Origin of the sequence: Alicyclobacillus fodiniaquatilis (genome assembly GCF_042678105.1) — a bacterium.
GTDB classification, from domain to species: Bacteria; Bacillota; Bacilli; order Alicyclobacillales; family Alicyclobacillaceae; genus Alicyclobacillus; species Alicyclobacillus fodiniaquatilis.
The window spans coordinates 312,331-337,354 of sequence record NZ_JBHUCX010000020.1 but is presented as its reverse complement, the minus strand read 5'-3'; the positions used below and the strand labels follow the sequence as shown (position 1 = coordinate 337,354).

Annotated in this window: 21 protein-coding genes, 7 tRNA genes, 2 pseudogenes and 1 riboswitch; of the genes and pseudogenes, 24 read left to right on the top strand and 6 right to left on the bottom strand. The window is 51.2% G+C overall.

Translation table 11 applies throughout. The features are described from left to right. Positions 1–28 precede the first annotated feature (28 nt). From miaB to ACFSB2_RS07860, 14 genes are all read left to right on the top strand, one after another. A complete protein-coding gene (miaB, locus tag ACFSB2_RS07925) occupies positions 29–1,525 on the top strand; it encodes a tRNA (N6-isopentenyl adenosine(37)-C2)-methylthiotransferase MiaB (protein WP_377942483.1) in 1,497 nt (498 codons plus the stop codon). Continuing rightward, on the top strand, positions 1,522–1,956 hold the full coding sequence (locus ACFSB2_RS07920) for a YlbF family regulator (RefSeq protein WP_377942482.1): 435 nt from the start codon (positions 1,522–1,524) through the stop codon (positions 1,954–1,956). Before miaB ends, ACFSB2_RS07920 begins: the two co-directional genes overlap by 4 nt. Positions 1,957–2,043: 87 nt before the next feature. After that, positions 2,044–4,659 carry a DNA mismatch repair protein MutS gene (gene mutS / locus ACFSB2_RS07915; protein ID WP_377942481.1) on the top strand — a complete coding sequence of 872 codons (2,616 nt, stop codon included), beginning with the start codon at positions 2,044–2,046 and terminating at the stop codon, positions 4,657–4,659. Beyond that, positions 4,641–6,557 carry a DNA mismatch repair endonuclease MutL gene (mutL, locus tag ACFSB2_RS07910; RefSeq protein WP_377942480.1) on the top strand — a complete coding sequence of 639 codons (1,917 nt, stop codon included), beginning with the start codon at positions 4,641–4,643 and terminating at the stop codon, positions 6,555–6,557. Before mutS ends, mutL begins: the two co-directional genes overlap by 19 nt. After that, complete coding sequence (locus ACFSB2_RS07905; RefSeq protein WP_377942479.1) at positions 6,550–7,359, top strand: class I SAM-dependent methyltransferase; 810 nt, start codon at positions 6,550–6,552, stop codon at positions 7,357–7,359. The genes mutL and ACFSB2_RS07905 overlap by 8 nt, the downstream gene beginning before the upstream one ends. Continuing rightward, entirely contained in the window at positions 7,352–8,317 is a 966-nt protein-coding gene (gene miaA / locus ACFSB2_RS07900; protein WP_377942478.1) for a tRNA (adenosine(37)-N6)-dimethylallyltransferase MiaA, read from the top strand. Before ACFSB2_RS07905 ends, miaA begins: the two co-directional genes overlap by 8 nt. 37 nt (positions 8,318–8,354) lie before the next feature. Then, complete coding sequence (gene hfq / locus ACFSB2_RS07895; RefSeq protein ID WP_377942477.1) at positions 8,355–8,612, top strand: RNA chaperone Hfq; 258 nt, start codon at positions 8,355–8,357, stop codon at positions 8,610–8,612. Between the two features lie 67 nt (positions 8,613–8,679). After that, a tRNA-Thr gene (locus tag ACFSB2_RS07890) sits at positions 8,680–8,755 on the top strand. Positions 8,756–8,759: 4 nt separating this feature from the next. After that, a tRNA-Tyr gene (locus ACFSB2_RS07885) sits at positions 8,760–8,844 on the top strand. An 8-nt stretch (positions 8,845–8,852) separates the two neighbouring features. Then, positions 8,853–8,928: transfer RNA gene (locus ACFSB2_RS07880), tRNA-Trp, on the top strand. A gap of 14 nt (positions 8,929–8,942) precedes the next feature. Then, positions 8,943–9,018, top strand: a tRNA-Ala gene (locus ACFSB2_RS07875). A gap of 3 nt (positions 9,019–9,021) precedes the next feature. Further along, positions 9,022–9,096, top strand: a tRNA-Asn gene (locus tag ACFSB2_RS07870). An 8-nt stretch (positions 9,097–9,104) separates the two neighbouring features. After that, a tRNA-Thr gene (locus ACFSB2_RS07865) sits at positions 9,105–9,180 on the top strand. A gap of 5 nt (positions 9,181–9,185) precedes the next feature. After that, positions 9,186–9,261, top strand: a tRNA-Val gene (locus ACFSB2_RS07860). A gap of 288 nt (positions 9,262–9,549) precedes the next feature. Here the strand turns inward: ACFSB2_RS07860 and ACFSB2_RS07855 are convergent. Beyond that, positions 9,550–10,452, bottom strand: coding sequence for a helix-turn-helix domain-containing protein (locus ACFSB2_RS07855; RefSeq protein WP_377942476.1), 903 nt, complete (start codon positions 10,450–10,452; stop codon positions 9,550–9,552). A 411-nt stretch (positions 10,453–10,863) separates the two neighbouring features. Between ACFSB2_RS07855 and ACFSB2_RS07850 the strand changes: the two genes are divergently transcribed. Both ACFSB2_RS07850 and ACFSB2_RS07845 read left to right on the top strand, forming a co-directional pair. Further along, positions 10,864–11,979, top strand: a complete 1,116-nt coding sequence (locus ACFSB2_RS07850; protein ID WP_377942475.1) for a hypothetical protein — start codon at positions 10,864–10,866, stop codon at positions 11,977–11,979. An 815-nt stretch (positions 11,980–12,794) separates the two neighbouring features. Continuing rightward, a complete protein-coding gene (locus ACFSB2_RS07845) occupies positions 12,795–14,450 on the top strand; it encodes an AAA family ATPase (protein ID WP_377942474.1) in 1,656 nt (551 codons plus the stop codon). A 224-nt stretch (positions 14,451–14,674) separates the two neighbouring features. Here the strand turns inward: ACFSB2_RS07845 and ACFSB2_RS07840 are convergent, their stop codons facing one another. Next, the gene (locus ACFSB2_RS07840; protein ID WP_377942613.1) at positions 14,675–14,974 is read right to left on the bottom strand and encodes a HesB/IscA family protein; all 300 of its coding nucleotides are present in this window, start codon (positions 14,972–14,974) and stop codon (positions 14,675–14,677) included. 196 nt (positions 14,975–15,170) lie between these two features. After that, on the bottom strand, positions 15,171–15,695 hold the full coding sequence (locus ACFSB2_RS07835) for a C40 family peptidase (protein WP_377942473.1): 525 nt from the start codon (positions 15,693–15,695) through the stop codon (positions 15,171–15,173). Beyond that, a riboswitch (cyclic di-AMP (ydaO/yuaA leader) is annotated at positions 15,695–15,834 on the bottom strand. (Overlaps the previous gene by 1 nt.) 541 nt (positions 15,835–16,375) lie before the next feature. Here ACFSB2_RS07835 and ACFSB2_RS07830 point away from each other — a divergent pair. Next, the gene (locus ACFSB2_RS07830) at positions 16,376–17,953 is read left to right on the top strand and encodes an exosporium glycoprotein BclB-related protein (protein ID WP_377942472.1); all 1,578 of its coding nucleotides are present in this window, start codon (positions 16,376–16,378) and stop codon (positions 17,951–17,953) included. Between the two features lie 114 nt (positions 17,954–18,067). On the opposite strand, the pseudogene ACFSB2_RS07825 reads toward ACFSB2_RS07830, so the two are convergent. After that, positions 18,068–18,274: pseudogene (locus tag ACFSB2_RS07825) on the bottom strand (hemerythrin domain-containing protein); the annotation flags it as partial. An 870-nt stretch (positions 18,275–19,144) separates the two neighbouring features. Between ACFSB2_RS07825 and ACFSB2_RS07820 the strand changes: the two are divergent. From ACFSB2_RS07820 to ACFSB2_RS07795, 6 genes and pseudogenes are all read left to right on the top strand, one after another. After that, on the top strand, positions 19,145–20,026 hold the full coding sequence (locus tag ACFSB2_RS07820; protein ID WP_377942471.1) for a cytochrome c oxidase subunit II: 882 nt from the start codon (positions 19,145–19,147) through the stop codon (positions 20,024–20,026). A 73-nt stretch (positions 20,027–20,099) separates the two neighbouring features. Next, positions 20,100–22,037, top strand: coding sequence for a cbb3-type cytochrome c oxidase subunit I (locus ACFSB2_RS07815; protein ID WP_377942612.1), 1,938 nt, complete (start codon positions 20,100–20,102; stop codon positions 22,035–22,037). Further along, positions 22,024–22,653 (top strand): cytochrome (ubi)quinol oxidase subunit III, encoded by a 630-nt coding sequence (locus tag ACFSB2_RS07810; RefSeq protein ID WP_377942470.1) that lies wholly within the window; start codon positions 22,024–22,026, stop codon positions 22,651–22,653. The genes ACFSB2_RS07815 and ACFSB2_RS07810 overlap by 14 nt, the downstream gene beginning before the upstream one ends. Before the next feature lies 1 nt (position 22,654). Next, positions 22,655–22,984 carry a cytochrome o ubiquinol oxidase subunit IV gene (locus ACFSB2_RS07805; protein WP_377942469.1) on the top strand — a complete coding sequence of 110 codons (330 nt, stop codon included), beginning with the start codon at positions 22,655–22,657 and terminating at the stop codon, positions 22,982–22,984. Positions 22,985–23,014: 30 nt separating this feature from the next. Beyond that, positions 23,015–23,920 (top strand): heme o synthase, encoded by a 906-nt coding sequence (locus ACFSB2_RS07800; protein ID WP_377942611.1) that lies wholly within the window; start codon positions 23,015–23,017, stop codon positions 23,918–23,920. A gap of 82 nt (positions 23,921–24,002) precedes the next feature. Continuing rightward, a pseudogene (locus tag ACFSB2_RS07795) lies at positions 24,003–24,209 on the top strand (exosporium glycoprotein BclB-related protein); the annotation flags it as partial. Positions 24,210–24,286: 77 nt separating this feature from the next. Here the strand turns inward: ACFSB2_RS07795 and ACFSB2_RS07790 are convergent. Together ACFSB2_RS07790 and ACFSB2_RS07785 are read right to left on the bottom strand one after the other, a co-directional pair. Then, positions 24,287–24,475 carry a hypothetical protein gene (locus ACFSB2_RS07790; protein WP_377942468.1) on the bottom strand — a complete coding sequence of 63 codons (189 nt, stop codon included), beginning with the start codon at positions 24,473–24,475 and terminating at the stop codon, positions 24,287–24,289. Positions 24,476–24,514: 39 nt separating this feature from the next. Further along, positions 24,515–24,754: an acyl-CoA-like ligand-binding transcription factor gene (locus ACFSB2_RS07785; protein WP_377942610.1), complete on the bottom strand. Its 240-nt coding sequence runs from the start codon at positions 24,752–24,754 to the stop codon at positions 24,515–24,517. Between ACFSB2_RS07785 and ACFSB2_RS07780 the strand changes: the two genes are divergently transcribed. Next, positions 24,733–25,005: a hypothetical protein gene (locus ACFSB2_RS07780; protein ID WP_377942467.1), complete on the top strand. Its 273-nt coding sequence runs from the start codon at positions 24,733–24,735 to the stop codon at positions 25,003–25,005. The genes ACFSB2_RS07785 and ACFSB2_RS07780 overlap by 22 nt on opposite strands. Positions 25,006–25,024 lie beyond the last annotated feature (19 nt).

Sequence of the window (25,024 nt, the reverse complement as noted above, 5' to 3'; positions counted from 1 at the left end):
CAACGAGGGCACAAGGAGTTGCGTCGGGTTGGAAAAGGAAAACTTAATTAAACTTGCGCGCGAAGGACGCTTGGAGCAAGGGCTGGGGCTGACATTTGGCACGCACCGTCCCAACCAAGTGGACCGCGTTTTATACGATGTCGAGACACTCACAAAAGAACATCAAGTTGGCCTGAAGGCCAGCGGCGAGCCGTATCGCTTCTTGTTGAAAACGTACGGCTGCCAAATGAACGAACACGACACCGAAGTGATGGCTGGATTGCTTTGCGGTATGGGGTATGAGGAGACCGATAGTGTTGAACAGGCTGATTTGATTCTGTTTAACACGTGTGCCGTGCGGGAAAATGCCGAGGATAAAGTATTTGGAGAAATCGGCCGACTGCGTCCGCTCAAATATGACAATCCAGAGTTGATTTTTGGCTTATGCGGCTGTATGGCGCAGGAGCAAGGCGTGCAAAAGATGGTTTTGGAAAAATTCCCTTGGGTGGACATGCTGTTTGGCACCCACAACATTCATCGGTTGCCTGCGTTATTGAGTGCGGCCAGGCATTCCAAGGAAACCGTCATGGAAGTCTGGGATAAAGCGGCGGAAACGGTGGAAGACATGCCGAAAATGCGCAAGGACAACATTCGCGCATGGGTGAATATTCAATATGGCTGCAACAAATTCTGCACGTACTGCATTGTCCCTTACACACGTGGACGTGAGCGCAGCCGCCAGCCCGAAGACATTTTGGCGGAAATCCGCGAGCTGGTTCGCGACGGTTACCGTGAAATCACGTTGCTCGGGCAAAATGTGAACGACTATGGCGTAGATTTGGGCGCGGTGACGTTTGCCCAATTGCTGCGCCAGGTCAATGACATTGAAGGGATTGATCGGATTCGTTTCACGACGTCCAATCCCTGGAATTTCACGGACGAACTGATTCGCGTGATCGCCGAGTGTGAACATGTTGTTGAACACGTCCATCTGCCTGTGCAATCGGGCAATGATGGCGTGCTCAAGCGGATGAATCGGTCACACACGCGCGCGTATTACCTCCAGTTGGTTGAAAAGATTCGCAAAGCCATTCCGAACGTCTGCTTGACGACTGACATCATCGTCGGTTTCCCAGGCGAGACCGAAGCGGAGTTTCAGGATACGCTTCAGTTGATTCAGGAAGTGAAGTTTGACAGCGCATTTACGTTTATCTATTCGGCGCGGGAAAATACTCCTGCTGCGAAATTTGCAGATGAAACGCCGCTCGCGGACAAGAAAAATCGGCTGAAGCGGCTTAACGATGCTCAGAATGAAGTGAGCTTGATGCACAACGAGGCGTTGAAAGGACAAATCGTGGATGTGTTGGTCGAAGGCGCAAGTAGGACAAACAGCGCTGTGTTGGCGGGGCGGACACGAAGCAATCGCCTGATTTTGTTCCCAGGGGATGTGTCCCTGCGCGGCAAACACGTTCGGGTGGAAATCACCGATCCACAGACCTTTGTCCTGAAGGGACGCATGACAACCGTGGAAGAGGTGATCTCATGAGTGTCAATTTGGAAAGTCACGATTTGTTGCTCAAAAAGGCTGAACAGATTGCCGGACATATCGCGCATTCGGAGACGGCGCAGACGTACTGGCAGGCCAGAGACAAAATGGCCAGCCACAAAGAGGCGCAATCGCTGTTCGATGATTTGAAGAAAAAGACTAACGGCATGCTTGTGCTCAAGGACCGTGTGGGCGAACAGAGTGAAAAGTATCAGCGAATGAAAGACCAAACGGTGCAGATTGAGGCGCGTTTGGCGGAAATTCCGGTCGCTTTGCAATACAAAGCTGCTCAGGATGATCTCAATGGCATGTTGCAGGAAGTGATGCACATTCTGCTGGCTCGTTTAAACCAGGAGGTCCCTGTGGAAGTTGGTCCGCGTCAGTGCGGAAGTGGAGATGGGGGCAGTTGCTCATCTTGTTCGGCGCATTGATGGCAGAAGGAACTGGCAAGCGGTCGCGTGAGGGCGGCCGCTTTGCAGTTGTGTGCGCAAAATAAGATATGTTCAGGAGGTGTGACGATGGGACTGACGCCGATGATGCGTCAATACCAAGAGATTAAAGCGACGCATCAGGATGCGCTTTTGATGTTTCGGCTTGGGGATTTCTACGAGATGTTCTTTGAGGATGCTGTTGTGGCGAGCCGCGAATTGGACATCACGCTCACTGGCCGCGATGCGGGTGACGCTGGCCGCATTCCGATGTGCGGCGTTCCTCACCATGCTGTCGAACAGTATCTTGAGCGGCTGACGGATAAAGGATTTCGGGTCGCCATTTGCGATCAGGTGGAAGATCCGAAGGCGACCAAAGGATTGGTGCGTCGCGAGGTCGTGCGGATTGTCACGCCGGGGACGGCTTTGTCCGATGAGCACAGCAACCGATTTTTGGCGACAATTGTGGCCAAAGGCGCGTCTTTTGGGATGGCCATGGTCGATGTCGGGACTGGCGAGGTCTATGTTGGGCAGGCAGACGAGACATTGTGCAGAGAACAGTTATGGCTGTGGCGACCGCTCGAAATCGTCGTCGCCAAACAGTGGGAAATGCCAGATTGGCTGACTTCATTTACCGCGGATACCGATGCGCTGATGACATTTCGCGCTGCGGCAGACGAGGCGCTGATTCAGACACAATATGAAGTGGCCAGTCCCGTTGTGTTCGGTTTAGCCGCGCAAAGCCCTGCTGCTGCCGCATTGGCGAATCTGCTGCAGTACATACAGGAAACGCAAAAAATGACGTTGCGCCATTTGCAGGAGCCCAAGAACTTGTTCGTGCAAGCGCATCTGCAGTTAAATCAAGCGGCGTTGCACCATCTGGAGTTGCTGCAGACAGCGCGTGAAGGTTCGCGCAAAGGTTCTTTGCTCGAACTGCTCGACGAAACCATGACTTCTGCGGGAGGGCGTCTTTTGCGCACATGGCTGGAACGGCCGCTATGTCAGCGCGATGCGATTGACGCCCGCCACGAAGCGGTGGAACTGTTTGTCCGCGACTTGTTTTTGCGCGAGGAGATACGCGATGGACTGCGCGGCGTGCACGATTTGTCTCGCCTCGTCGCGCGCATTGCGTTCAATCGCGGCAACGCGCGGGATCTGCTGGCTTTGGCAAACTCTTTGACGTATGGGCAGGCCGTCATCGACGCGTTGCGATCCACCACGGATTTGCCGCGTTTGATTGCAAAGACGGTGTCCGACTTGCCGGGTTTGACCGACTTGATAAAGACCATCCAAGCACAATTGGTGGATGAGCCGCCGGTTTCCACACACGAAGGCCGCATGTTTCGCGAAGGTGTCGACGAATCGTTGGACAGGCTGCGGACGTTGCAGTTGTCCGGTCGCACTTGGCTGCGCGATTTGGAGCAGCAAGAGCGTGAACGAACAGGCATCAAATCGCTCAAAGTCGGTTATAACAAGGTTTTTGGCTATTATATTGAAATTTCCAAAGCAAACTTGGGCAGCATCCCCGCCAACTATGAACGGCGGCAGACATTGAGCAATGCAGAGCGTTTCATCCTGCCGGAATTGAAAGCGCGCGAGGCGGAGATTCTCTCTGCGGAAGATCGGGCGATGGCGAAGGAGTTGGAAATGTTCCAAGCCTTGTGTGAGCGCGTTTTGGGCCAACGCGTTGAAATACAGGCTTGGGCCGACGCGTTGGCGCAAATGGATGTGTTGCAATCCCTGGCACATGTGGCGGTCATGCAGAACTATGTGCGCCCAGAGATGCGCGATGAAGTCGGGATCGACATCGAGCAAGGCAGACATCCAGTTGTCGAGAAGCTATCGATCAACCGTTTTGTGCCGAACGATACGCGTTTGTGCGGCGAACAACAGATGATCCTTTTGACAGGGCCCAATATGGGCGGCAAAAGCACCTACATGCGGCAAACGGCCATCATCGTCATTATGGCGCAAATGGGGGCTTTTGTGCCGGCCAAACGAGCCGTGATCGGCGTGGTCGATCAGATTTTCGCTCGCATCGGCGCTGCGGATGATCTGGGGCGCGGGCAGAGCACCTTCATGGTGGAGATGATTGAGCTGGCAGAGATTCTGCGGCAATCGACGGCGCGGACACTCGTGCTACTCGATGAAATTGGCCGAGGGACCTCCACATATGATGGCTTGTCCATCGCGGAAGCGGTGGTGGAAGAGATGGCGCAGCGCAGCGATTGCCCATTGACGATGTTCGCCACGCACTACCATGAGCTGATAGCCTTTTCCCAATCCTTTGCCAATGTGTGCAATTATTCGATGGCCGTAGAGGAAACGGATGCGGGGGTCACTTTTTTGCACACTGTGGTCGAGCGGCCATCGGATAGAAGCTATGGCATTCAAGTGGCGCGATTGGCTGGATTGCCGCCGCATGTGATTGCGCGCGCCACAGCGCTGCTCGCGGTGCGGGAAGGGATGTCTTCATTTGAAGTGGAGGCTGCCGCAGCGAAGCAGGGCTCTCCTGCCATCGCAAACAACCAGACAACGGCTCAAGATGAGACTGCTTTGGGGTTGTTTCAAGGGCCGTATGTCGCTTTTGTTGAACAACTGGCGGCATGTGACGTGTTGCGAATGACACCGCTTGATGCAATGAATCATCTGCATCAAATCACCGAAAAAGCGAAGGAGTTGATACAGTGGGAAAAATCCAACTGATGTCCACTTCGCTGGCGAATCAAATCGCCGCGGGGGAAGTTGTCGTACGGCCGGCTTCATGTGTCAAAGAGCTTGTTGAAAACAGCCTGGACGCAGGCGCGAAACGAATTTCCGTCACGCTGACTGAAGGGGGCATCGCGGGGATTTTAGTTCAGGATGACGGTGTTGGGATGGATGAGGCGGATGCCCAACTGGCCTTTGCTCGCCATGCGAGTAGCAAAGTGTACGAAGAGCGGGATTTGACCCGCATTCGCACACTTGGCTTTCGCGGGGAAGCGCTCGCATCCATCGCAGCAGTCGCCCGCGTGACACTGACGACGCGCCAGGCGGGCGCGGATGCTGCGCTTGAAATCAAAGTCGCCGGTGGGGAAATGGCGCCGATACGGCACGTGGGTGCAGCAGTGGGGACAAGCATCGAAGTGCGCGATTTGTTTTACAACACGCCGGCGAGGCTGAAATATCTGCGCAGCGTCCAGACCGAGCAGGCAAAATCGGTCGAGATCGTGCAAAGGGCGGCGTTGTCCCGTCCAGATGTGGCGTTTAGCTGCCAAACGGAACATCACGTGCTGTTTCAAACGCCAGGGAACGGTGACATGCGGACCGTGCTTGCATCGCTGTATGGTGTGGGTGAGGCGAAACAGCTGTTGGCGGTCACTGGCGAAACGAACGACTATGTTGTCAAAGGTTACATTGGTCGGCCGACTCAGGGTAGAGCATCGAGATCGCACGCGCATTTGTTTGTCAACGGGCGCCCTGTGCGCAACATCGCAGTCCATCAGGCGGTGATACGCGGGTATAAAAACCGCCTGATGGTGGGGAAACAGCCGATGTACGCCATTTACATTGAGATGGATCCGAGTCTAATTGACGTCAATGTCCATCCGCATAAAGAAGAAGTGCGTTTCAGCGAAGAAGGGGATGTCACCCGTTTTGTCGCGGAAGCAATCGCTGCGGCGTTGGACGAGACCCTGTTGGCGCCAACGCCCGTCTCGCCGCGTGTTCAGGCGCGAAGTGAGGTGCAGCCGCTGGCGATTGATTGGTCGCAGGCAAAAACGGTGGACAAGGGCGGCCAGAGAACACAAGAATCGGTCACAGCGCGACCGGCAGTGCAAAGAACGACACCATTCAAACCGCAAAGCGGCGTAGAACTGCAGGATAAAGCCAAGTATGCGAGTGGGACGGCTCGGGAAGCCGATGTGGCTTATGCGCCAACGCAGAACGAGTCAAGACAGGATATCGCGGCAGCGGAGCAGGCGGTGACAGCGGAACAAACGCCATCTGCGTCGGCGCCAGACGCGCCGCAAGCTCGCAAGGCCAATTGGCAACTGCGGCCGATTGGCCAGGCGCTGGGGATGTATGTGCTGGCTGACGATGGTGAAACGCTGTATATCATCGATCAGCACGCTGCACATGAACGTATTCTGTTTGAGCAGTTCTACACGCGCCTGACGACGCGCACGGTCTATGCGATGCCATTGCTTGCGCCAATCACTTTGACGCTCACGCCCAGCGTGTTCGAACGGACGATGTCGCAACAAGCGGCGTTAAGTGAGCTTGGTCTGACGTTTGAGCACTTTGGCGGCTATGATGTCGTCGTGCGCACTGTACCGGATATTTGGGAAGGGCTGGACATGGACAAGCTGGTGCACGAGACGTTTGAACAGTTGCCTGCGCAGATGCAATCGGCCGATTTTCACCAATTGATGCACGATGTGATTGCCACACGCGCCTGTAAAGCTGCTGTGAAAGCCAATTGGCACTTATCCGAGGAAGAACTGGCCGCACTGTGCCATGCGCTGACGGCGTTGGACGATCCGTTTCACTGTCCGCACGGCCGTCCCATCTTCCTGCAGTTTACCGACAAACATTTGGAGAAGGAGTTCCGGCGCATTGTCTGACCGCTTTCGTGACGCACTGCAGGCGGTTGTCACCACCCCATGGCAGGCATCTGCAGAACAGGAGAAGTTGGCGCAGGCACTGGCGGCGTGGTTTGGGGCGCCCTGTGTCGCGCGCAAAGACCGAAGTGTGCAGGAATTGTGCGCAAAGTTTGCGGTTGAGGTCGTGATCGTCGCGGGGGAGCCGTTCAAACTGTATCATCGGGATGCGGATGCGCCGCTGTTTTTTCACCCCAGCATGGCGGCACAGCGGATAGCGCGCCGGGCGCGTGGCGAGACAGACCGCATGCTGCGTGTGGGTGGTATCCGCGAAGGGGATATCGTCGTGGACGCGACATTGGGGATGGCAGCCGACGCCATGGTCTTGTCTGCCGCTGTCGGACAAACGGGGCGCGTGATTGGCCTGGAGCAGAGCGCGTACGTGGCGCAGATGCTCCGCGCGGTACAGCAGTTTGGCAGCCTTACTTATCCAGAGGCGGTTCAATACCTCGCGAAGGTGGATATCATCCAAGCGAATCACAGCGCATGGCTGGCCGAACAACCGGATGACAGCGTGGATGTCGTCTATTTTGATCCGATGTTTCGTTCGCCTAATGAAGAGTCGGCAGCGCTCGGTCCCCTGCGGTTGTTTGCCAATCGCGATCAACTGCAGGAGGAGGCCGTCGCACAGGCCAAGCGTGTCGCGCGGCGTGCGGTGATGGTGAAAGAGCGGCCTTCATCAGGCGTGTTTGCAAAATATCAATTGCAGCCGGATCAACCACGCCGAAAAATTGCTTACGGAGTGTGGCGCAAACATCATGAATGACAAAAGGGTCATCTGCGTTTTAGGACCTACCGCCGTCGGTAAAAGCGATGTCGCCGTGGACATCTGCTTGCGCTATGGCGGGCAGGTGATTTCAGCAGATTCCATGCAAATTTATCGCGGGATGGATATTGGCACGGCGAAATTAAATGCACAGGAGCAGCGCGGCATTCAACATCATCTGTTGGATATGGTGGATCCTGCGACGAAGTTCACTGTCGCGCAATGGCAAAAAGCGGCGGACGAGGTCATCGAACGATTGCACAGCCAGCATGTGCTCCCGGTCGTGTGCGGCGGAACGGGCTTATATATTCGCTCTATCACGGACGATCTTGATTTTTCCACTCAGCCAGACACTGCCGCTGTACGTGAAAAATGGCTTGATTTTGCCGAAAAACACGGTCGTGAAGCGCTCCACAGAGCACTCGAGCTGCGCGATGTCGATTCGGCCAATCGCCTACATCCCAATGATGTAAAGCGCGTCGTTCGGGCGCTGGAAATCGCCGAGACGAGTGGCAAGATGATGTCTACGAACTACGATTGGACGCCGAAGTCTGGGCGTTATCAGGTCCTGCTGATTGGCTTGTGGATGGAGCGCGAGGCGCTTTACAAGCGTGTGGATAAACGCGTGGACATGATGGTGGAAGCAGGTTTGTTTGACGAGGTCAGGGCGTTGCGTGACCAAGGAATCACATCAGCACATACTGCTTTGCAAGCGATTGGCTATAAAGAGATTGACGCGTACTTTGACGGAGCCTGCACTGCGCAGGCGGCGATTGAGGCCATCAAACGCAATACGCGGCGCTTTGTCAAACGCCAATTGTCTTGGTTTCGGCGTGATCCTCGCGTACAATGGTTTGAACGGACGGATGATGGCGATTTCGCGGCAGGAGAAAACACACGACTTTGGCGAATAATTGAAGAATTTCTAGAAGGAAAATGCGAGGGGACTCGCGAATAGAATTGGCAGGCCCATGAATGGAGTGTGAAGACACATCATGACGAAGCAACAGATCAACATCCAAGACACGTTTTTAAATCAGGTGCGCAAGGACCGGATTCCGGTGATTGTATACTTGGTTAATGGATTTCAGATTCGCGGTGTTGTCCGCGCATTCGATAATTATACAATTGTCGTTGAGGCGGAAGGAAAACAGCAATTGATTTTTAAACATGCCATTTCGACATTTGTGCCGATGCGGCAGGTTTCGCTCACAGCTGAGAACAATGCAGCTGATGCAGAAGCAAGCGAATAATCTGCACTTTTTTTATCGTTGACAAAGAAGCTGTGACTGTGTTAATTTAATTGCTGTCGTTACGGATGCCAGCGTAGCTCAGTTGGTAGAGCAACTGACTTGTAATCAGTAGGTCGCAGGTTCGACTCCTGTCGCTGGCTCCAATCCGGAGGGGTACCAAAGTGGCCAAATGGAGCGGACTGTAAATCCGTTGCGGAATGCTTCGTAGGTTCGAATCCTACCCCCTCCACCATGTTTTGTAGGGGCGTAGTTCAGCTGGTAGAACGGCGGTCTCCAAAACCGCATGTCGTGGGTTCGAATCCTGCCGCCCCTGCCAGTGTCGTGTTTTTTGGGGGTATAGCTCAGCTGGGAGAGCACCTGCCTTGCAAGCAGGGGGTCATCGGTTCGAATCCGTTTACCTCCACCATCTTCCTCGATAGCTCAGCGGTAGAGCATCCGGCTGTTAACCGGAGGGTCGTAGGTTCGAATCCTACTCGGGGAGCCAACAAAGATGCTCCTATAGCTCAGTCGGTAGAGCGCATCCATGGTAAGGATGAGGTCACCAGTTCAAGTCTGGTTGGGAGCTCCACATTCGGACGTTTAGCTCAGTTGGGAGAGCATCTGCCTTACAAGCAGAGGGTCGGCGGTTCGAGCCCGTCAACGTCCACCATAAAAAAGCCCGCTACGGCGCGGATAATCGGGATGGGTTCATCTTACAGATGGGCCCATTTTGTGTTTTGGTGCAACAATTTTTGGGGTGAACAATCGTTTAAGTTGTGAGATGTCGTGAGCGAGAGGAGAGTGGTAGAATCTAGGGTGATCCACGCTCTTTGAGGCACTCTCCAAAAATATAACTATATCCAATGACTTTCGAGTAGGCAGCTGTAATAAGCCAGGGTGGGTGCTCTGGGGCTCGATTCGCGAATGCCATGGACGCATACGGTTCTTTGAAGGAGCTTCAAGAGTCTTCCAATCGCTTATCAACAGATGATCGATACAAACCCGGGGATGTTCCCGTCTTCAGTTTAAATGTCTTTGCAAAGTGATGGATATCCGCGAATCCACAGTACGCCGAGATCTCCTCAAGCGAATGCTGGGTCGTCGCCAGGAGTTCTTTGGCGTGATCAATACGCATCTTCAGCAGAAATTGGTATGGGGACATACCATACGTACGTTTGAACAGGACGTTGAACCAAGATGTAGACAGATTCGCTCGTTTTGCCATGTCCTCTAACTGGAGGGGGCTCGACAGGTTGTTCGCAAAGTAGGATGTCATCCAATGAAGCGAGTTTGATTGGACATGGAGGTCAGCGTCATGTGGTAAGTGATCTTCCAGGATCATGATAATGATATCCAGTGCAACAGACTGAGCTTTCAGTTGAAAGATGGGATCGCGATGTTGAAAATACTCCACTAGTGAGAGCATCAACTGGGCCAGTTTCATTGGATTCTTGGGATGTAATACGACAGGGATGGATTGGTGATACGCATCATAAAATGTCGGCTGGACGAGGTGAAGATATGCGCTGAGATCAAGCTGGCCCTGTTTGGTAGGGAAGCTCGATTCACGATCAGAATTGTAAAAGACATCGAAATGAACAAATGGGGTCGTTGTATCCGTGAGACCTTCCATCTTCACTAAACGATCAGGCTGAATCAGGAAAAACTGCCCGGGACGTAGCAGAAATGTTTGATGCTCGACAATCACCTTGCACAGGCCTTGTTGAATGTAGACAACGAGATAGTCCAAAAGCCGCCGTTCGTGTATCACCCAAGGACGGCGTATTGCGTAATCTGCCTCACGAATATATGGGCAGATGACTTTCGATTTTTCCCGCTGGTCTTGCATGACCGATTTCATTTTCTCACACCTTCCGTTTCCGCCATTACCTGACTCTATCATCCCAGTTCGTTTTGACAATAACAAGCGGCGTATTGACAAAGATTATTTGACCAACTGTCGATACACTATGAGCATAATTCTATTACAAATGAAGTGAATGGAGGCAAACGTGTGAAAGTTGAAATTGATAACCTGAAGATACCTCCGCTAGCCGGAATATGTTCATATGATAGCGCCCTAGTGCCGGGATATGGAGTGGATCAGAACGTAGCGCTTCTGAAACGGTACATATACGTTGAAACCTTCCTACACAGAATCATGGTCGCTCATCTTGCCAATACGCCTGAATGGGAATGTAAGTGTGCGTTTGCATATCATTTGTATTTGGACGCCGAGCACAGTGCATCTCTCCGCAAACGAGTCAGCGAAATGCGAGAACCGCCGCTTCACCTAGATCGAGTCCCAGATCCGAAGTTGCAACACGTTCTGGAGGAAGTGATTCGCGCAGAAACGACACTGGAACTGCTCGTGGGTATTTACGAAGTCGTTAAGCCAGCGCTGATCGAGGCATATCAGTTACACCAACTGGAGACAAACCGCTTCATGGACCAACCTACCTATCGGGCGATCCGTTTTATCCTCATGGAGGAAGAGGAAATGGTGGCGTGGGGACAAAGTGCTATTCAGGCCCTGATCCGAACAAAACAAGATTCCGAAGCTGCGGAAGCTTGGCGCAGTCACCTTCTCTCGTACCTGCATCATGCTGGAGGCATTCGCGGTGAGCACACACAGGCTGAGCCTCATAATTTGCCGCCCGCCCGCTTTAATGGTGAGTCCTATAAGCCACAATTTTATCCGAAGCGGGATGAACGTTTTATCGACATGTTTAACCGCTCTGCTGCGATAGATGACTATTATCAAGATGAGGCGCTCCAACCTGATGAACGCACATACGCCTTGATGTACAAACGGTTGCGAGAAATGGATGTACCCGAGTGGATGTGTCCTATTCTGTTTACCGCCAACGACAAGCCATGGGACTATTACGTGGACCTTAGTCGACAATTGTATGACGAAGCCCGGCATGCCATGATGGGGGAGATAGGTCTCTATCAGTCGGGGATTCCCTTCTATCGATATCCTATCGATATCAAAGCGTCCGTTTCACTCAACACGGCGTTTACACCGCTTGAGTCCCATATCATACTGTGGGGAATTGAGCAGGATTTGATGTCCGGAAAATCGGGGAAGAAGTGGGAACATGATATCGCCGTTCAATCGGGCATGCCACTGGCCATAACCCTTCAAGACTATGATTGGGCAGACGAAGTGCTCCATGCGCAAATCGGACGAAAATGGTTACAACCAGAATTTGGCGCATTGAGCGAGATGCATGTGGCTTACGAAGAGATGCGAAAGAAGTGGATTGAAACCACGGACAAGTATGTAAACCTGTCAGAGCAAACACCTTGGTGGCCGCAATTTGTGATGGAAATGCGTGAGGGATGGGAACGTCGAAACGAAGTCGGCCATTATGGCGGCTAACAGCGCTCGGTGACGAGCGATAATTTCATTCACGACTACCACGAATCTAAAGCTTATCATGGTTGTGTGACGGCTCGTATCCCTGTCGCTACAATGGTGCGGGCCGTCGTGACATGTGTCAGTTGGTTTTAACGGAGCTTTTTGGTCATATTTGACGCCTTGCAAGGTTCGGAGAGTGAACGGCAGTTAGATCAATCCCACGGTTAATCAGTGCCATTGCGAAAAACACGTCCATTGGCATCCCCCCAGACCCGAGTCAACGAAGGACTCGGATTCCCTGATACATAACGTAATGAACATTCCACTCCCTTCAACGGATGCAGTCTAGATGACCACAGTAGTATTTACCCATGAACTTTCCACAGATTGAAGTCTCTACCTTCATTTAATTTTGCACCAGAGCTCACTTTCGTGCGATTTTCAAGGGAGCACTGCTATGATGATTGTCGATTCTGTCGTGGTAGTATTGATTACCGACCGGCTTTTCTGCCAAATTGACTACGCTTGAGTAACTAGTCGCGTTGTCTTTAGGGTTTAACAGAGTACACGACACATCCATTTTGGCAAAGAGAAGCGTAAACGTGGGATTCATTTCGAACTCTAATGTAATCCGCTATATTTGTTCGTAGTCTAAGCGCTTATCAGCCTAAAGAATAGCAGCTGATCCAGCGTTGTAACTAGCATTCAGCAGGTTGCTACTAGATAAAAGGGAAGTGATTTGTATCAGACATCGGTGGATCAATTGGCGAAAAGTACTGCTCTGGTTTATCGTCCTCTTTATTATTTCAGTGTCGTTGTGGTTAGGTGGTTGGGGTGTGGCGTCGAGTGTTTTGGGCGTTGCACTCCAAGTGGTGATCGAAATGCTGGCTATGATCCTCCAGTTTGCTGCTCTTTTCTGGTTCATGGCCCGGGGACGCACATATTGGATTTTACCTCGTGAGACTGGTGTCTCTTGGGACGATTATCGGGGTAACCCAGAAATCGTTGAGAATGCTGAGCGGATTGTTACGTTATTGAAGGGCGTCAAAGAATTCAAGGAGATGGGCGGCGAGGTCATCCGAGGACTGCTCCTCTGTGGACCGCCAGGTACCGGTAAATCATACCTAGCTCAGGTGATTGCGAACGAAGCGCAGGTCCCTTTTGCTTACGCTTCAGCGCCAAGCTTTCAAAACATGTTCTTTGGTGTGGGGAATCTGAAGGTGATGGGCCTGTACAGAAAGGCTAGGAAGCTGGCGAAAGTGTACGGAGCTTGCATCATCTTCATCGACGAGATAGATGCTATTGGATTAAAGAGACAACAGGGTGGGATTGGTGGTTTGCTGGGCATGGGCGGAGGAAGCGGCCTTCTTAATGAGCTACTCTTGCAGCTTGATCCGCCAAACATTGACACTTCGCGGTTTGCCAGGTTTCTTCGTGGACTCGGTTTGAGGCGAAAGAAAGCTGAGCGGCCGGCAGTGTTGACTATCGGGGCCACGAATCTACCTGACGTACTAGATTCGGCGTTAATCCGGCCCGGACGCTTTGACAGGCAGGTATGGGTGGATTTCCCGGATTATGATGGACGGGTGGACGTCTTCAACTACTACCTTCAGAAGGTCAAGTGTGAACCTAGTTTGACTTCAGAGCGGGCGGCATTGGATGCGATTGGGTATAGCCCTGCACAAATCAAACATATCGTCAATGAATCAGTCGTGATTGCCCATCAGCGGGGCGCTCTGGCCGCCGCTTACGAGGATTTCCGGATGGCTATGGAGACCTATGAGTGGGGGCTGAAACAGCCGCTTCGCTCCATGCGAGAGGATGAGAAACGGAACATTGCCTACCACGAGGCCGGTCATGCGGTGACCCAGTACTTACTGAAGCCTCACGACCGTGTGTGGAAGGTAACCATCATCCGCCGAGGTGGCGCGCTCGGTCTGGCCGCCACGAAGCCTACGCATGAGAGGTATAACCGCAGTGACAGTGAGATGCTGGCAGAAATCCAAGTCTGTTTGGCGGCTCGGGCAGCGGAAGAGGAGTTCCTGGGAAAGAAATTAAACGGCGTCACCTCTGACCTGCAGCAGGCGACTGAGATAGCCGGCGCGTACCTTGGCCTGGTGGGAATGGGCGATGAGTTGTTCAGTTGGCTTGCGATAGGCTCGCGGATAGATGGGCTTAAGGCGCTTCGGCCCAAAATCAATGAGCTGTTGAAGGACCAGATGGCTCAAGTAAAGCAACTGCTACAGGAACATGCTGAATTCGTCCACAAGATTGCGAATCAGTTGTTGAAGCAGGGAGATCTGACTGGCGAGGAAGTTGAACAGATTTATGTGCGACTGTATGGCCGAAACCGGCCAGAACCATATGAGATAAAGCAGCAAGCCTTTTGCGTTTCGCATGCAGCGAAGGCATCGGAAAATGATGAGGAGTTCAACGAGGATTCCGAACAAAACCCGTTGGTAGAGTTGACAACATCGTTTGAAAGCCAATAAGGAACACAATTATCGACCTGGAAGCGAGCTAGGTTTACACTTTATGACCAACTGTTTCCGTTGTGTCCGGCGGTTCGAACGCATCAACATTCATCAAAAAAGCGCGCGATGGCGCGGCTTTATAAAAAGAGATCGCTCTTTTGAGTGATCTCTTTTAGCGCAAGTACAACTTGATTGCACTTGAGTTTCACCCAAGCAACGAGTAGGGTGTCTGATATGTTCTATCAATGATGGTGGTGATGCCCTTTCTGCGGATTTGTGATGGAAAAACCGTCTTGAGTTGCGTCGTAATCAATGACAATGCCATTCAAGAATTCATGATTGCTTTCAAGCAATACTTCAATTCCAGGTGTCGTCGCGTTGATTAAATCATCAGGTTTTTGATAATCAAGACTCATCCCGTAATGGGCATGATCCCCGTGCGCGTGAGTGACATAAACCCGCAGTTTTAAATTCTTATCCGTTTGTTCTCGGAGAATACTCAGTATCTGCTTCTTAGCTGATGGTGTGATTTTGCACTGCATCAACGATTCGCCACCTTATTTAAATTTAAGTTCTATACTATCATAACAATCTGTCAAATTTGCTCCACGGCCTCCTCTGCGATATTCACAACACGAGATGCTTTGTGACCAATCAAAAAGCCATTTATATCGCCTGCATGTATGTAATGAAAAAGGGCTCAACCATGTCTTGGTTGAGCCCTTGATTTCTCCGTGTTTAGTACATTTTTTTGACTGCGCTTAAGTGTTTATACCAGTAAGAACCTGGTTTAACGCTAAGATAGCCCACTTTACCAAGCCCACCGCCACATTGGATCATTTCTCCGTTACCGACATATATACCAGAATGACCGCCGTCATTGAATGACAATAAATCTCCAGATTGCATATCGGATTTCGGTTCATCATAACCGACAGATGTATACTGTTTCGTGGAGAATGTTGTAATTTTATAACCTAGCGCATGATGATAAACGTAGGCTGTAAAATTCGAACAGTCAAAGCCATATTGTCCACGATCTTCGTTGTGTCCCCAGATGTACGGTGTGCCCAATTTGCTTTCTGCCACTTTCAGAACAGCGTCTGTCTTCGCCTGAGTTGATGCATTCTCACTCGCCAACGGAGTCATGTTATGATCGATGGTCACACCTGGTGGCAATGTTGCTGCCATTGCGATCGATGTGCCAATGGAAAATACACACGCCATACCAAAAAATGCAGAAATCACGCTTTTCTTATTCAAATTATTCCTCCTTGTGCCTCCGAGGTTAGTTGACGGGTTCGGTGGAGAATGCCCCTACCTGTTTGTTGTGGCAACCAGGATTCACCCCAAAAAAATAAGTCCCCCGTACCTGTATCACAGGATTCGGCATGATTGTTTCGGAACCTATGTTATCACGGTGTTTTGTCAATGGAACTAGAGGATTAGTGGATAAAAAAGAGGATGATGGTGGTAGTGGAAATTCATTCAGATGTGGACGATATGCGGTCAACCGCTTGGCCACGTCGATGGCGCACACTCCAAAGTAAGCGTTCAGGGTCAAGGCGTTTCCGGTACGCTTTTTTAGGTGATTACTGCGTTTTCGATACCAAATGTGGTTGTTCAGATTTTGTTAAGATCTAAAGAATATAATTGAATTTGGGCTTAAGGAGAGACTGATGATTTCTAGACATTTGTATCCTGACTCAGGCTTCGGTATTCGCTGATGTTCATTTTCATTTAATGGAGACCAAAATTCTTAACCTTTCATGTCCTCGGGATTCTTTGTTAGTTTTAAATCGTGCGTATGTAGATTCTGAAGTCCAACTCAAATCGTATGACCAAGCATGGGGGAATGTCAAGTCTAACTAGTTGAAAATCTGGTTTTGGATCATATCGTTATAAGTCATTTTTTAGATTATTTGGAAAGAGGGTTATATTGGGTGAAAAGAAAAAAATGGGCAAATGCGATCAACTTGACCACAATGGTTTCGAGTCTCGTTGCTACTGCCGTGATGGACGTAAATACCACATTTGCTGCGACAAGTTCCAATACGAGCAATTACCAAGTCTCATCTTCAGTCAATGGTCATGCGTTGGGGAAGACTCAAGCATTCACGCTACATAAAACCACTTATTATTCTACGGATGAAGTTATCACATTGTTGGGATCTGTCGGTTTGGAGCCACAGTGGACTGAGACCAACGGGCAGTTTTCGCTGAAGCTGACCAGCTCGACGAAACTTGCTGGGAAAGTGAAAGTGCTCAATGGCAAAACGGGAAACGTGAATGTATATGTGAATGGGACGTTAGTGGCTACACATATTGACAGTGTTGTTCGACAGAGTGGCGGAGAACAAGTGAGATATCTGCCATTGTGGGACATTCAGCAAGTGCTCAAAGCCATCAATATGAAATCGACGTGGAACGGAAACACGAAGGCTTTAAAAGTACAGGCGCCGCATTTTTATGGTATCCCGGGACCGACTGGTGCAACGGGAGCCACGGGAGCAACCGGCGCGACAGGCGCTACCGGACCGCAAGGGCCAACAGGCACGACCGGATCACAAGGATCAACAGGGGCGCGTGGTAGCGTAGGACCGACAGGTGCCACGGGATCGCAAGGAGCCACGGGACCGACAGGTGCCACGGGATCGCAAGGAGCCACGGGAGCGACAGGCGCCACGGGATCGCAAGGGGTCACAGGGGCCACCGGATCGCAAGGAGCCACGGGAGCAACCGGAGCCACGGGAGCAACCGGAGCAACCGGAGCCACGGGAGCAACCGGAGCCACGGGAGCAACCGGAGCCACGGGAGCAACCGGAGCAACTGGAGCCACGGGAGCAACCGGAGCCACGGGAGCAACCGGAGCAACCGGAGCAACTGGAGCAACTGGAGCAACTGGAGCAACTGGAGCAACTGGAGCAACTGGAGCAACTGGAGCAACTGGAGCAACTGGAGCAACTGGAGCAACTGGAGCAACTGGACCGTCAGGTTCAGGTGCAGGCTCAATCATTCCTTTTGCATCGGGACTTCCAGTTGATATGACCACGGTCGCTGGTGGTTTACCTGGTACGGTGAGCCTCGTCGCTGATGGCAATTCTGTTACAGGTGTTTCCTTAACTGGTGGGACCATCGATCTCACTGGAGGCCCGAGCACGTTGCTCGATATGGCATTTTCAGTTCCACGCGATGGAACGATTACATCCATTGATGCGTATTTTAGTTCGACAGCAGCCCTCAGTCTTGTGGGAACCACAGTTACAGTTACAGCCCAATTGTACAGTTCGCCCACACCGGATAATACATTCACTGCGGTCCCTGGTGCGACTGTCACATTGGCTCCGGCGCTTACCGGCGTGCTTGCGATTGGGACTACAAGTAACGGAATTACGACAGGTTTGTCCATCCCAGTGACTGCGCAAACACGTCTATTGTGGGTGATTTCATCAAGCGCTGCAGGTCTTAGCTTGGTGGATAATGTAGAAGGATATGTAAGTGGAGGAATAACCATTAGTTAAATCGGCTTTTTGAGACCCGTTAGATACTTATATCGGTGAACCACATTCTACCTAAACAGCAACAGGCGCCTTTTCTGTACGTCAGAAAGGGCGCCTGATTTCATCCATACCTTGTTATCCATCTTCAGTTGTGCGTTCTTCTTTGTGAATGTGGATGCGAAGCTGTTCGCCGAGTTTGGACATTTGCTCATCTCTGTGTTCTTCACAAATCTGGCTGATCAGACTACGTATTTTTACGTGTTCAATCAACAGCTTCGCAATCTCCGCGCGTGCGAGCGGCGCATGCTTGGCGAATTCAGGCAATAAAATTTCTTCTTCCTCACGAAAGTGATCCCACCCTCTATTGTTCCAGAACGTCTATATCTTTTCCTTGAGCACATCAGTTACTTCTTGTTGCCGAATCAATCATTGCGCAAGGACAAGCGCATGATGATGGTGTCGCGATAGCGGTTGCAGTGCTGGCTGTCTCTTTGCGGGTTTGTCGGCCATATGATATTTCTCCCCTTCAATGCGTGCGATTGTTCCACTTATTTGTTTGCATGCCTTCTGAACCACGCCTTTATTATATCGACGCAAATGCGTTTCAGGCAGACGCAATCGGAGGATCCTACATGGTCTGATGGGGTCTAACAAACTCATTTGTGTATCGACAAAAGAAAAACGCATCTCATGTATGAATCAGCGCATGACTAGGAAACATATCCCATGTAATATGGGGCATGCCGGAATTGTAAATGAAATACAAAGAGGTGATCGCTGTGGAAAGGGATGCGAATAAGGGACTTGGAAAAGTCTATTGGTCGATCATTCTTACCGTTCTTATCCTATTTGCTTTAGCAGGGGTACTTTGGTGGTATGACGGATACATGCTTCATGGACAGTAAAATCCCAGAGAGGAAACGGGGGAGAACACGCGCGTGCACAAATCAAGAAATGAAATTAAAGCCAGAAAACGGAAAATCAATGCCAGAATCGCCACCATTGCGATCATTGGCGTAATTGTCTTGTTCCTATTGCTCGAATTCCAGGAATTTGTACACCTTAGTTCCAGACTGTTGTATTGGAAACATTAGAGTCGACATGCGCCCCGTGTCAGCGGAAGTATGAAGATATGAGTCAATGAGGGCAGACAGATGGTCTGGCAGCGACGTGCTGGCTTTATGTTCAGCAATGGAAAGGAGTTTAACGTGCATGAAATTTTTACGGTTCCCACCACCGGGCAAGATGGCGCTTATTCTGATTCCGTTTCTTTTGACCGGGTGCGGAGAACGGTATTTTCTTTTCAATACTGCGGGACCTGTCGCGGAAATTGAACGCAATTTGATCTATACGACATTTGTCTTGACGGCGATTGTCGTCATCCCGGTCATCGCCTTGATGTTTTACATCATTCGGCGATTTCGTGATACGCCTGACAACCCTGCACCGTATCGCCCAGAGTGGGCGCAAAGTCACAGATTGGAGTTCGTTGTGTGGGGAGTTCCCATTTTGATTATCTGCGTTTTGGGCGTCGTGACAGTGCGAGATACGTTTCGACTCGTGCGTCCGACAACCTCGATGTCGGGTACGCCCTTGACCATTCAAGTCACCTCATTGGATTGGAAGTGGTTGTTTCAGTACCCGGATCAAAAGATTGCGACGGTCAACTATTGCGAGATTCCGACGAATCGTCCAGTTCGATTCATTTTGACTTCTGATGCGCCGATGAACTCCTTCTGGGTTCCACAGCTCGGCGGGCAGGAGTACACAATGCCGGGTATGGCGATGCGCTTATGGCTGCAAGCGGACAAGCCAGGCAGCTACTTCGGAAGCGGAGCGAATTTCTCCGGTCGGGAGTTTGCGCATATGAAATTCAACGTGATCGCCAAATCTGAGAACGATTTTCAACAGTGGATCCAACAAACGAAATCCACTGCCCCTGCGCTTACAAAGGCAGGTTATCAAAAATTGACACAGCAAAATGTGGTCGATAAACAAACCTTTTCTTCATTCCCATCTGGTGTATTTGAGCAGAACATCAAGTCAGAGGGTGGAATGTACATGAAACATGAGTTGAAGGAAGCGACAGACTAACCCAGAGAGAGGTGCGCGTACGTTGACGGGCATAAAGAATTTTGCAAGCCACTTCTTTGTTTTAGGCGAACCGATGATCTACGGCGCAGACGTTTCCATCGTTTTGGTGACCATTGCGATCATCGTCGCGCTTACATACTACAAGAAGTGGGGCTGGCTGTGGCGCGAATGGTTAACCACGGTCGATCACAAGAAAATTGGCATCATGTACCTGATTGCCGCCATTCTGATGCTGTTCCGCGGCGGTGTCGATGCGCTGTTGATGCGCACACAGTTGATTCAACCGAATATGCACTTTCTACAAGCGCAGCACTACAACGAGATTTTTACCACCCATGGAACGCTCATGATCTTGTTCATGGCGATGCCGTTTATCTTCGCGGTGTTCAATGTTGCCGTTCCCTTGCAAATCGGCGCTAGAGATGTGGCATTCCCTTATTTGAACGCCATCAGTTTCTGGTTGTTTTTCTTCGCGGCGATGTTGCTTAATCTCTCCTTTGTCATCGGCGGTTCGCCTGACGCTGGATGGATGAGTTACCCGCCGCTTTCCGATCTCCCTTTTGATATGGGGCCAGGGGAGAACTACTACATACTCGCTTTGCAAATAACGGGTATCGGCAGTATCGCGACAGGGATCAATTTCTTTGTGACCATCCTGAAAATGCGAGCGCCCGGCATGACCTTGATGCGTCTGCCGCTGTTTTGTTGGTGTGTCCTCGGCGCTTGCATCCTGATTATTGTGGCGTTTCCCGCGTTGACCGCTGTACTTGCGCTGTTGTTGATTGACCGGATTGCGGGCGCGCACTTCTTCACGATGTTGGCGGGTGGCAATCCAATGATGTACATCAACCTGTTCTGGGTGTGGGGACATCCTGAAGTATATATTGTCGTCTTACCGGCATTTGGTGTCTTTTCAGAGGTGGTTGCCACCTTTTCGCGCAAGAGAATCTTTGGCTACACGTCAATGGTCGCGTCGATCATGGTCATTACCGTCATCAGCTACCTCGTTTGGGCGCACCACTTTTTCACGATGGGCGCGGGTCCTGGCGTCAACAGTTTCTTTGCCGTCGCGTCCATGATCATCGCCATCCCGACAGGGGTCAAGGTGTTCACCTGGCTGTTTACCATGTACGCTGGTCGCGTTCGCATTCCGGCGCCGATGCTGTGGACGCTTGGGTTCATTCCCAATTTCGCAATCGGCGGCGCGACAGGCGTCATGTTGGCTGCGGCGCCTGCGGATTACCAGTATCACAACAGTTATTTTCTCATCGCTCACTTTCACCAAGTGCTCATTGGCGGGACGGTTTACGGCATGCTTGCGGGGCTGTACTACTGGTATCCAAAGATGTTCGGTCATCGACTGAATGAACGTCTGGCAAGGCACGCGTTTTGGTGGTTCAACATTGGCTTTTATGTGTGCTTCATGCCACAGTACGCCCTCGGCTACATGGGCATGACAAGACGTATCTTCACTTATGCGCCAGGCATGGGGTGGGCAACCTGGAATCTCATATCATCCATCGGCGCATACATGATGGGCATCGGCTTCCTCTTTTTGGTGGCGGATATCGTCTACAGCGCATTTTACGGTGAACGAGATACGACAGGCGATATTTGGGATGGTCGCACATTGGAGTGGTCGTTGCCAAGCCCTGCGCCACACTACAACTTTGCTGTCATTCCACAAGTGAACGATCGCGACGCTTGGTGGGAATACAAGCAACAGAAGCGCGAGGGAAAAGAAGTGACGGCGCTTCAGTACAAGGGTGAACTCCATCCGATTCACATGCCGAAAAGTTCTGGTCGACCATTCGTCATTTCCGTCTGCTTTTTCGTCGCCGGATTTGGCTTGGTGTTCAACTGGTATGTGCTTGGCATTCTTGGTTTTCTCGGTGTCGGCGTTTGCCTGATTCTGCGGTCGTTCGAATTTGACACCGATTATTACATTCCGATTGAGGAAGTGCGACATACGGAAAAGGCTTACGGGAGGTTATTGCATGGCGAACAGTGAAGAAACACTCCATTCGCTGCCGCGCGCGGCACATTTGCCGATTGAATATTCGACGGAAGACGGGTCGCTGCGCATTTTCGGATTTTGGGTCTTTCTCGTCACAGACATGTTGTTGTTCTCCTGCTTTTTTGCGACGTTCGCTGTCTTGTATCGGCATATCGGGACAGGGCCGAAACCTTCTGCGATTTATGATGTTCGTGGCTATACAGCGGAGACCATTATTCTGTTGACCAGCAGCTTTACTTCCGGTATCGCGACCTATTTCATGCGACGTGGCAACAAGTCGGGATTGCTTACTTGGCTTGTGATCACGATTGTATTGGGTCTGGCGTTTATCGGTTTAGAAGCGAGCGAGTTTGTATCAGATGCAGTGACAGGCGCTACTTTGCAACGCAGCGCCTTCTTATCCTCATTTTTTACCTTAGTCGGAACACACGGATGTCACGTGTCTTTCGGCATCATCTGGATGACGTGTCTGCTCATTCAAATTTCGAAACGCGGGATAACACCAGTCATTGCGCGTAAGGTCTTCATCACAGGACTATACTGGCACTTCCTCGACGTTGTGTGGGTTTTTCTCTTTAGCGTGGTTTACTTGATTGGAGGCATGTATTGACATGGCGACGCCCGATGAGCATGTACAACGACCACATCGCGAGCATGGACTGGGTTTACCGATCCTCGGGTTCGTCCTGTCGATTGTACTTACGATTATTGCACTATGGTTACACACGAACGGGCGTATGGGGCCTGGCGCGCTTGTAACCACGATTTTGATTCTCGCGGTGGTTCAAATTGTGATTCAGTTGTTCTTCTTTATGCACGTCACCGAGACTGATGGAGAAACTGCATGGCATGCTTGGTTTTTGGCGCTGGGGCTCTTCTTGGTCATTGCCATCGTAGCAGGGTCGATTTGGATCATGACCTTTGGCACCGAGGCATATTGACAGAATCTAAAGGCGGTGTGCGTTTTGGATGTGGCAAATCAATCGGTGAGGGCAGTTGGACTCACACATATACGAGCGGTGATCAAAGCCTATGTTGCGTTGACGAAACCGCGTATCATGCTTTTTTTGTTATTTACCGCTTATTGCGCGATGATTGTGGCGCAAGGAGGGGTTCCTGATTTACAGAAGACAGTTGCTGGTCTCGGCGGATTGGCGCTGTCTGCTGGTGGTGGGGCAGCCATTAACATGTGGTATGACCGTGATATTGACGCAGTCATGGAGCGCACGAACCGCCGTCCGATACCAGCCGGTTTGGTAAAGCCTTGGCATGCGCTGGCCGTTGGCCTTGGCCTTGGCGCATTGTCTGTAGTGGTTCTTGCTGTATGGTGTAATTGGCTGTCAACCGCCTTCTCGCTTATCGGCTATTTCTATTATGCGGTCGTATACACGATGTGGTTGAAGCGCAGAACGCCGCAAAACATCGTCATCGGTGGCGGTGCTGGCGCTTTTCCGCCGCTTGTCGGATGGGCCTGTGTGACTGGCCACCAAAGTTTTGCCGCTTGGGTGATGTTTTCCGTCATCTTCTTGTGGACGCCTGCCCATTTTTGGGCATTGGCGCTATATAAAAATGAGGATTATGTACGGGCGGGTGTGCCGATGATGCCAGTTGTGCGTGGAAACAGAAGCACGAAGCGGCAAATGGTCATTTATACAGTTTTGTTGGTTTTGACATCTTGGCTATTGGTCAACACGTTGCAGGCGCACATGCTTTATATCGCTGCGGCCACGTTGGTTGGGTTCTATTTCTTGCGTTCGACCTTCGTTTTGATGAACAGCAAAGACGATGAGGAAATTCTGGCAAAACGGACCTTCTTCGTGTCATTGATGTATCTCCCAACATTCTTTGCGACCGTGGTCGTTTGTTCGCTGATCTAGCATCTGGTGCGCTCCACTCACTTGTTTTCCCTCAAATTTACTGTTGCCCCACCTGTGCAGATGCGTTTCGGGTCGTTGCTTCAGCGTTGCTGGTGCAGTTGTCACGTTGGCTCCAGCGCTGACTGGCGTGATTGCGCTTGGAACTGTGAGTAACGGAATTACGACAGGTTTGGCAATTCCAGTGACTGCTCAAACACGTCTGTTGCTTGTTTTTTCAGCAACTGCTGCAGGTTTTACCTTGGTGAATACTGTGGCCGGATATGTAAGTGGGGGAGTAACCATTAGTTAAAGTGGGTTTGTGAAAAACGATAGATATGCGGTGAAACGTCTTCCCGTCGAGCATGACTCGGATAGGAATTTGCGGAATTATGAACAGCGACTGGCCAATTGTGAAGCACGTTCTGCACCAACAACGCCTAATCGCGCAAACAAAGGACCGTTGCCTAAGCCCCAGGCAGCGGTCCCTTGCTGATGAACGAAAGTCAATGAGTTGACTTGGTCGATCCCGCTCACAGGCGCCCCAATCCCCGTTTTCGTCCAAATAAAACCTATCAAATATCGACTCGCGCCAATTGCTGCCAAAGGCGGCGCAGGCTAGAGCGGCATGCCATCTTCAAGCAAAGCCAGCGCCTCGGCAAATTCGGCGTAGATGTTCGTTTCCGGCTGTTCTATTGAGCGGAACGATAAGGACATTGCCACCCCAAACAATGCGCCAGCGAACACACGCACAGCGAGATCGTCCGCGTCACGTCCGGCGCGTTTGGCCACCATCTCGGATAGCATGTGCATCGTTTTGGCCATGTTGTCCCAGAATGTCGCGCGAACTTCCGGAATGGAGAAGATCAGTTTGCTGCGTTCCAGCTCTGATGCAAGCTCGTCTGGCGGCGTCCATTGCGGTCGGCATCACAAATCCGAGTCCAAGCCCGGCGACGGCGATGATGGCCAGTACTACGATGGGGCATATTGATGAGAAATACAGAGCCCACCAGAATCCCGACAGCAATCACCCGCCGAGAATCGGTCCGAGTAGGAAGGCGATCATGGCGCTTACCATTGGTTTGAAGCAAAGCAGGCTTGTTCGATGAAGCCATCAAAAAAAGCCAT

Excerpts from the sequence above, each read along its gene's own strand:
- ACFSB2_RS07820 (WP_377942471.1), top strand. The coding sequence starts at position 19,145 with ATGAAATTTTTACGGTTCCCACCACCGGGCAAGATGGCGCTTATTCTG.
- ACFSB2_RS07810 (WP_377942470.1), top strand. The coding sequence starts at position 22,024 with ATGGCGAACAGTGAAGAAACACTCCATTCGCTGCCGCGCGCGGCACAT.
- mutS (WP_377942481.1), top strand. The coding sequence starts at position 2,044 with ATGGGACTGACGCCGATGATGCGTCAATACCAAGAGATTAAAGCGACG.
- ACFSB2_RS07780 (WP_377942467.1), top strand. The coding sequence starts at position 24,733 with ATGTCGCGCGAACTTCCGGAATGGAGAAGATCAGTTTGCTGCGTTCCA.
- ACFSB2_RS07815 (WP_377942612.1), top strand. The coding sequence starts at position 20,100 with ATGATCTACGGCGCAGACGTTTCCATCGTTTTGGTGACCATTGCGATC.
- ACFSB2_RS07840 (WP_377942613.1), bottom strand. The coding sequence starts at position 14,974 with ATGCAGTGCAAAATCACACCATCAGCTAAGAAGCAGATACTGAGTATT.
- ACFSB2_RS07855 (WP_377942476.1), bottom strand. The coding sequence starts at position 10,452 with ATGAAATCGGTCATGCAAGACCAGCGGGAAAAATCGAAAGTCATCTGC.
- ACFSB2_RS07805 (WP_377942469.1), top strand. The coding sequence starts at position 22,655 with ATGGCGACGCCCGATGAGCATGTACAACGACCACATCGCGAGCATGGA.
- ACFSB2_RS07850 (WP_377942475.1), top strand. The coding sequence starts at position 10,864 with ATGCGAGAACCGCCGCTTCACCTAGATCGAGTCCCAGATCCGAAGTTG.
- ACFSB2_RS07920 (WP_377942482.1), top strand. The coding sequence starts at position 1,522 with ATGAGTGTCAATTTGGAAAGTCACGATTTGTTGCTCAAAAAGGCTGAA.
- miaA (WP_377942478.1), top strand. The coding sequence starts at position 7,352 with ATGAATGACAAAAGGGTCATCTGCGTTTTAGGACCTACCGCCGTCGGT.
- hfq (WP_377942477.1), top strand. The coding sequence starts at position 8,355 with ATGACGAAGCAACAGATCAACATCCAAGACACGTTTTTAAATCAGGTG.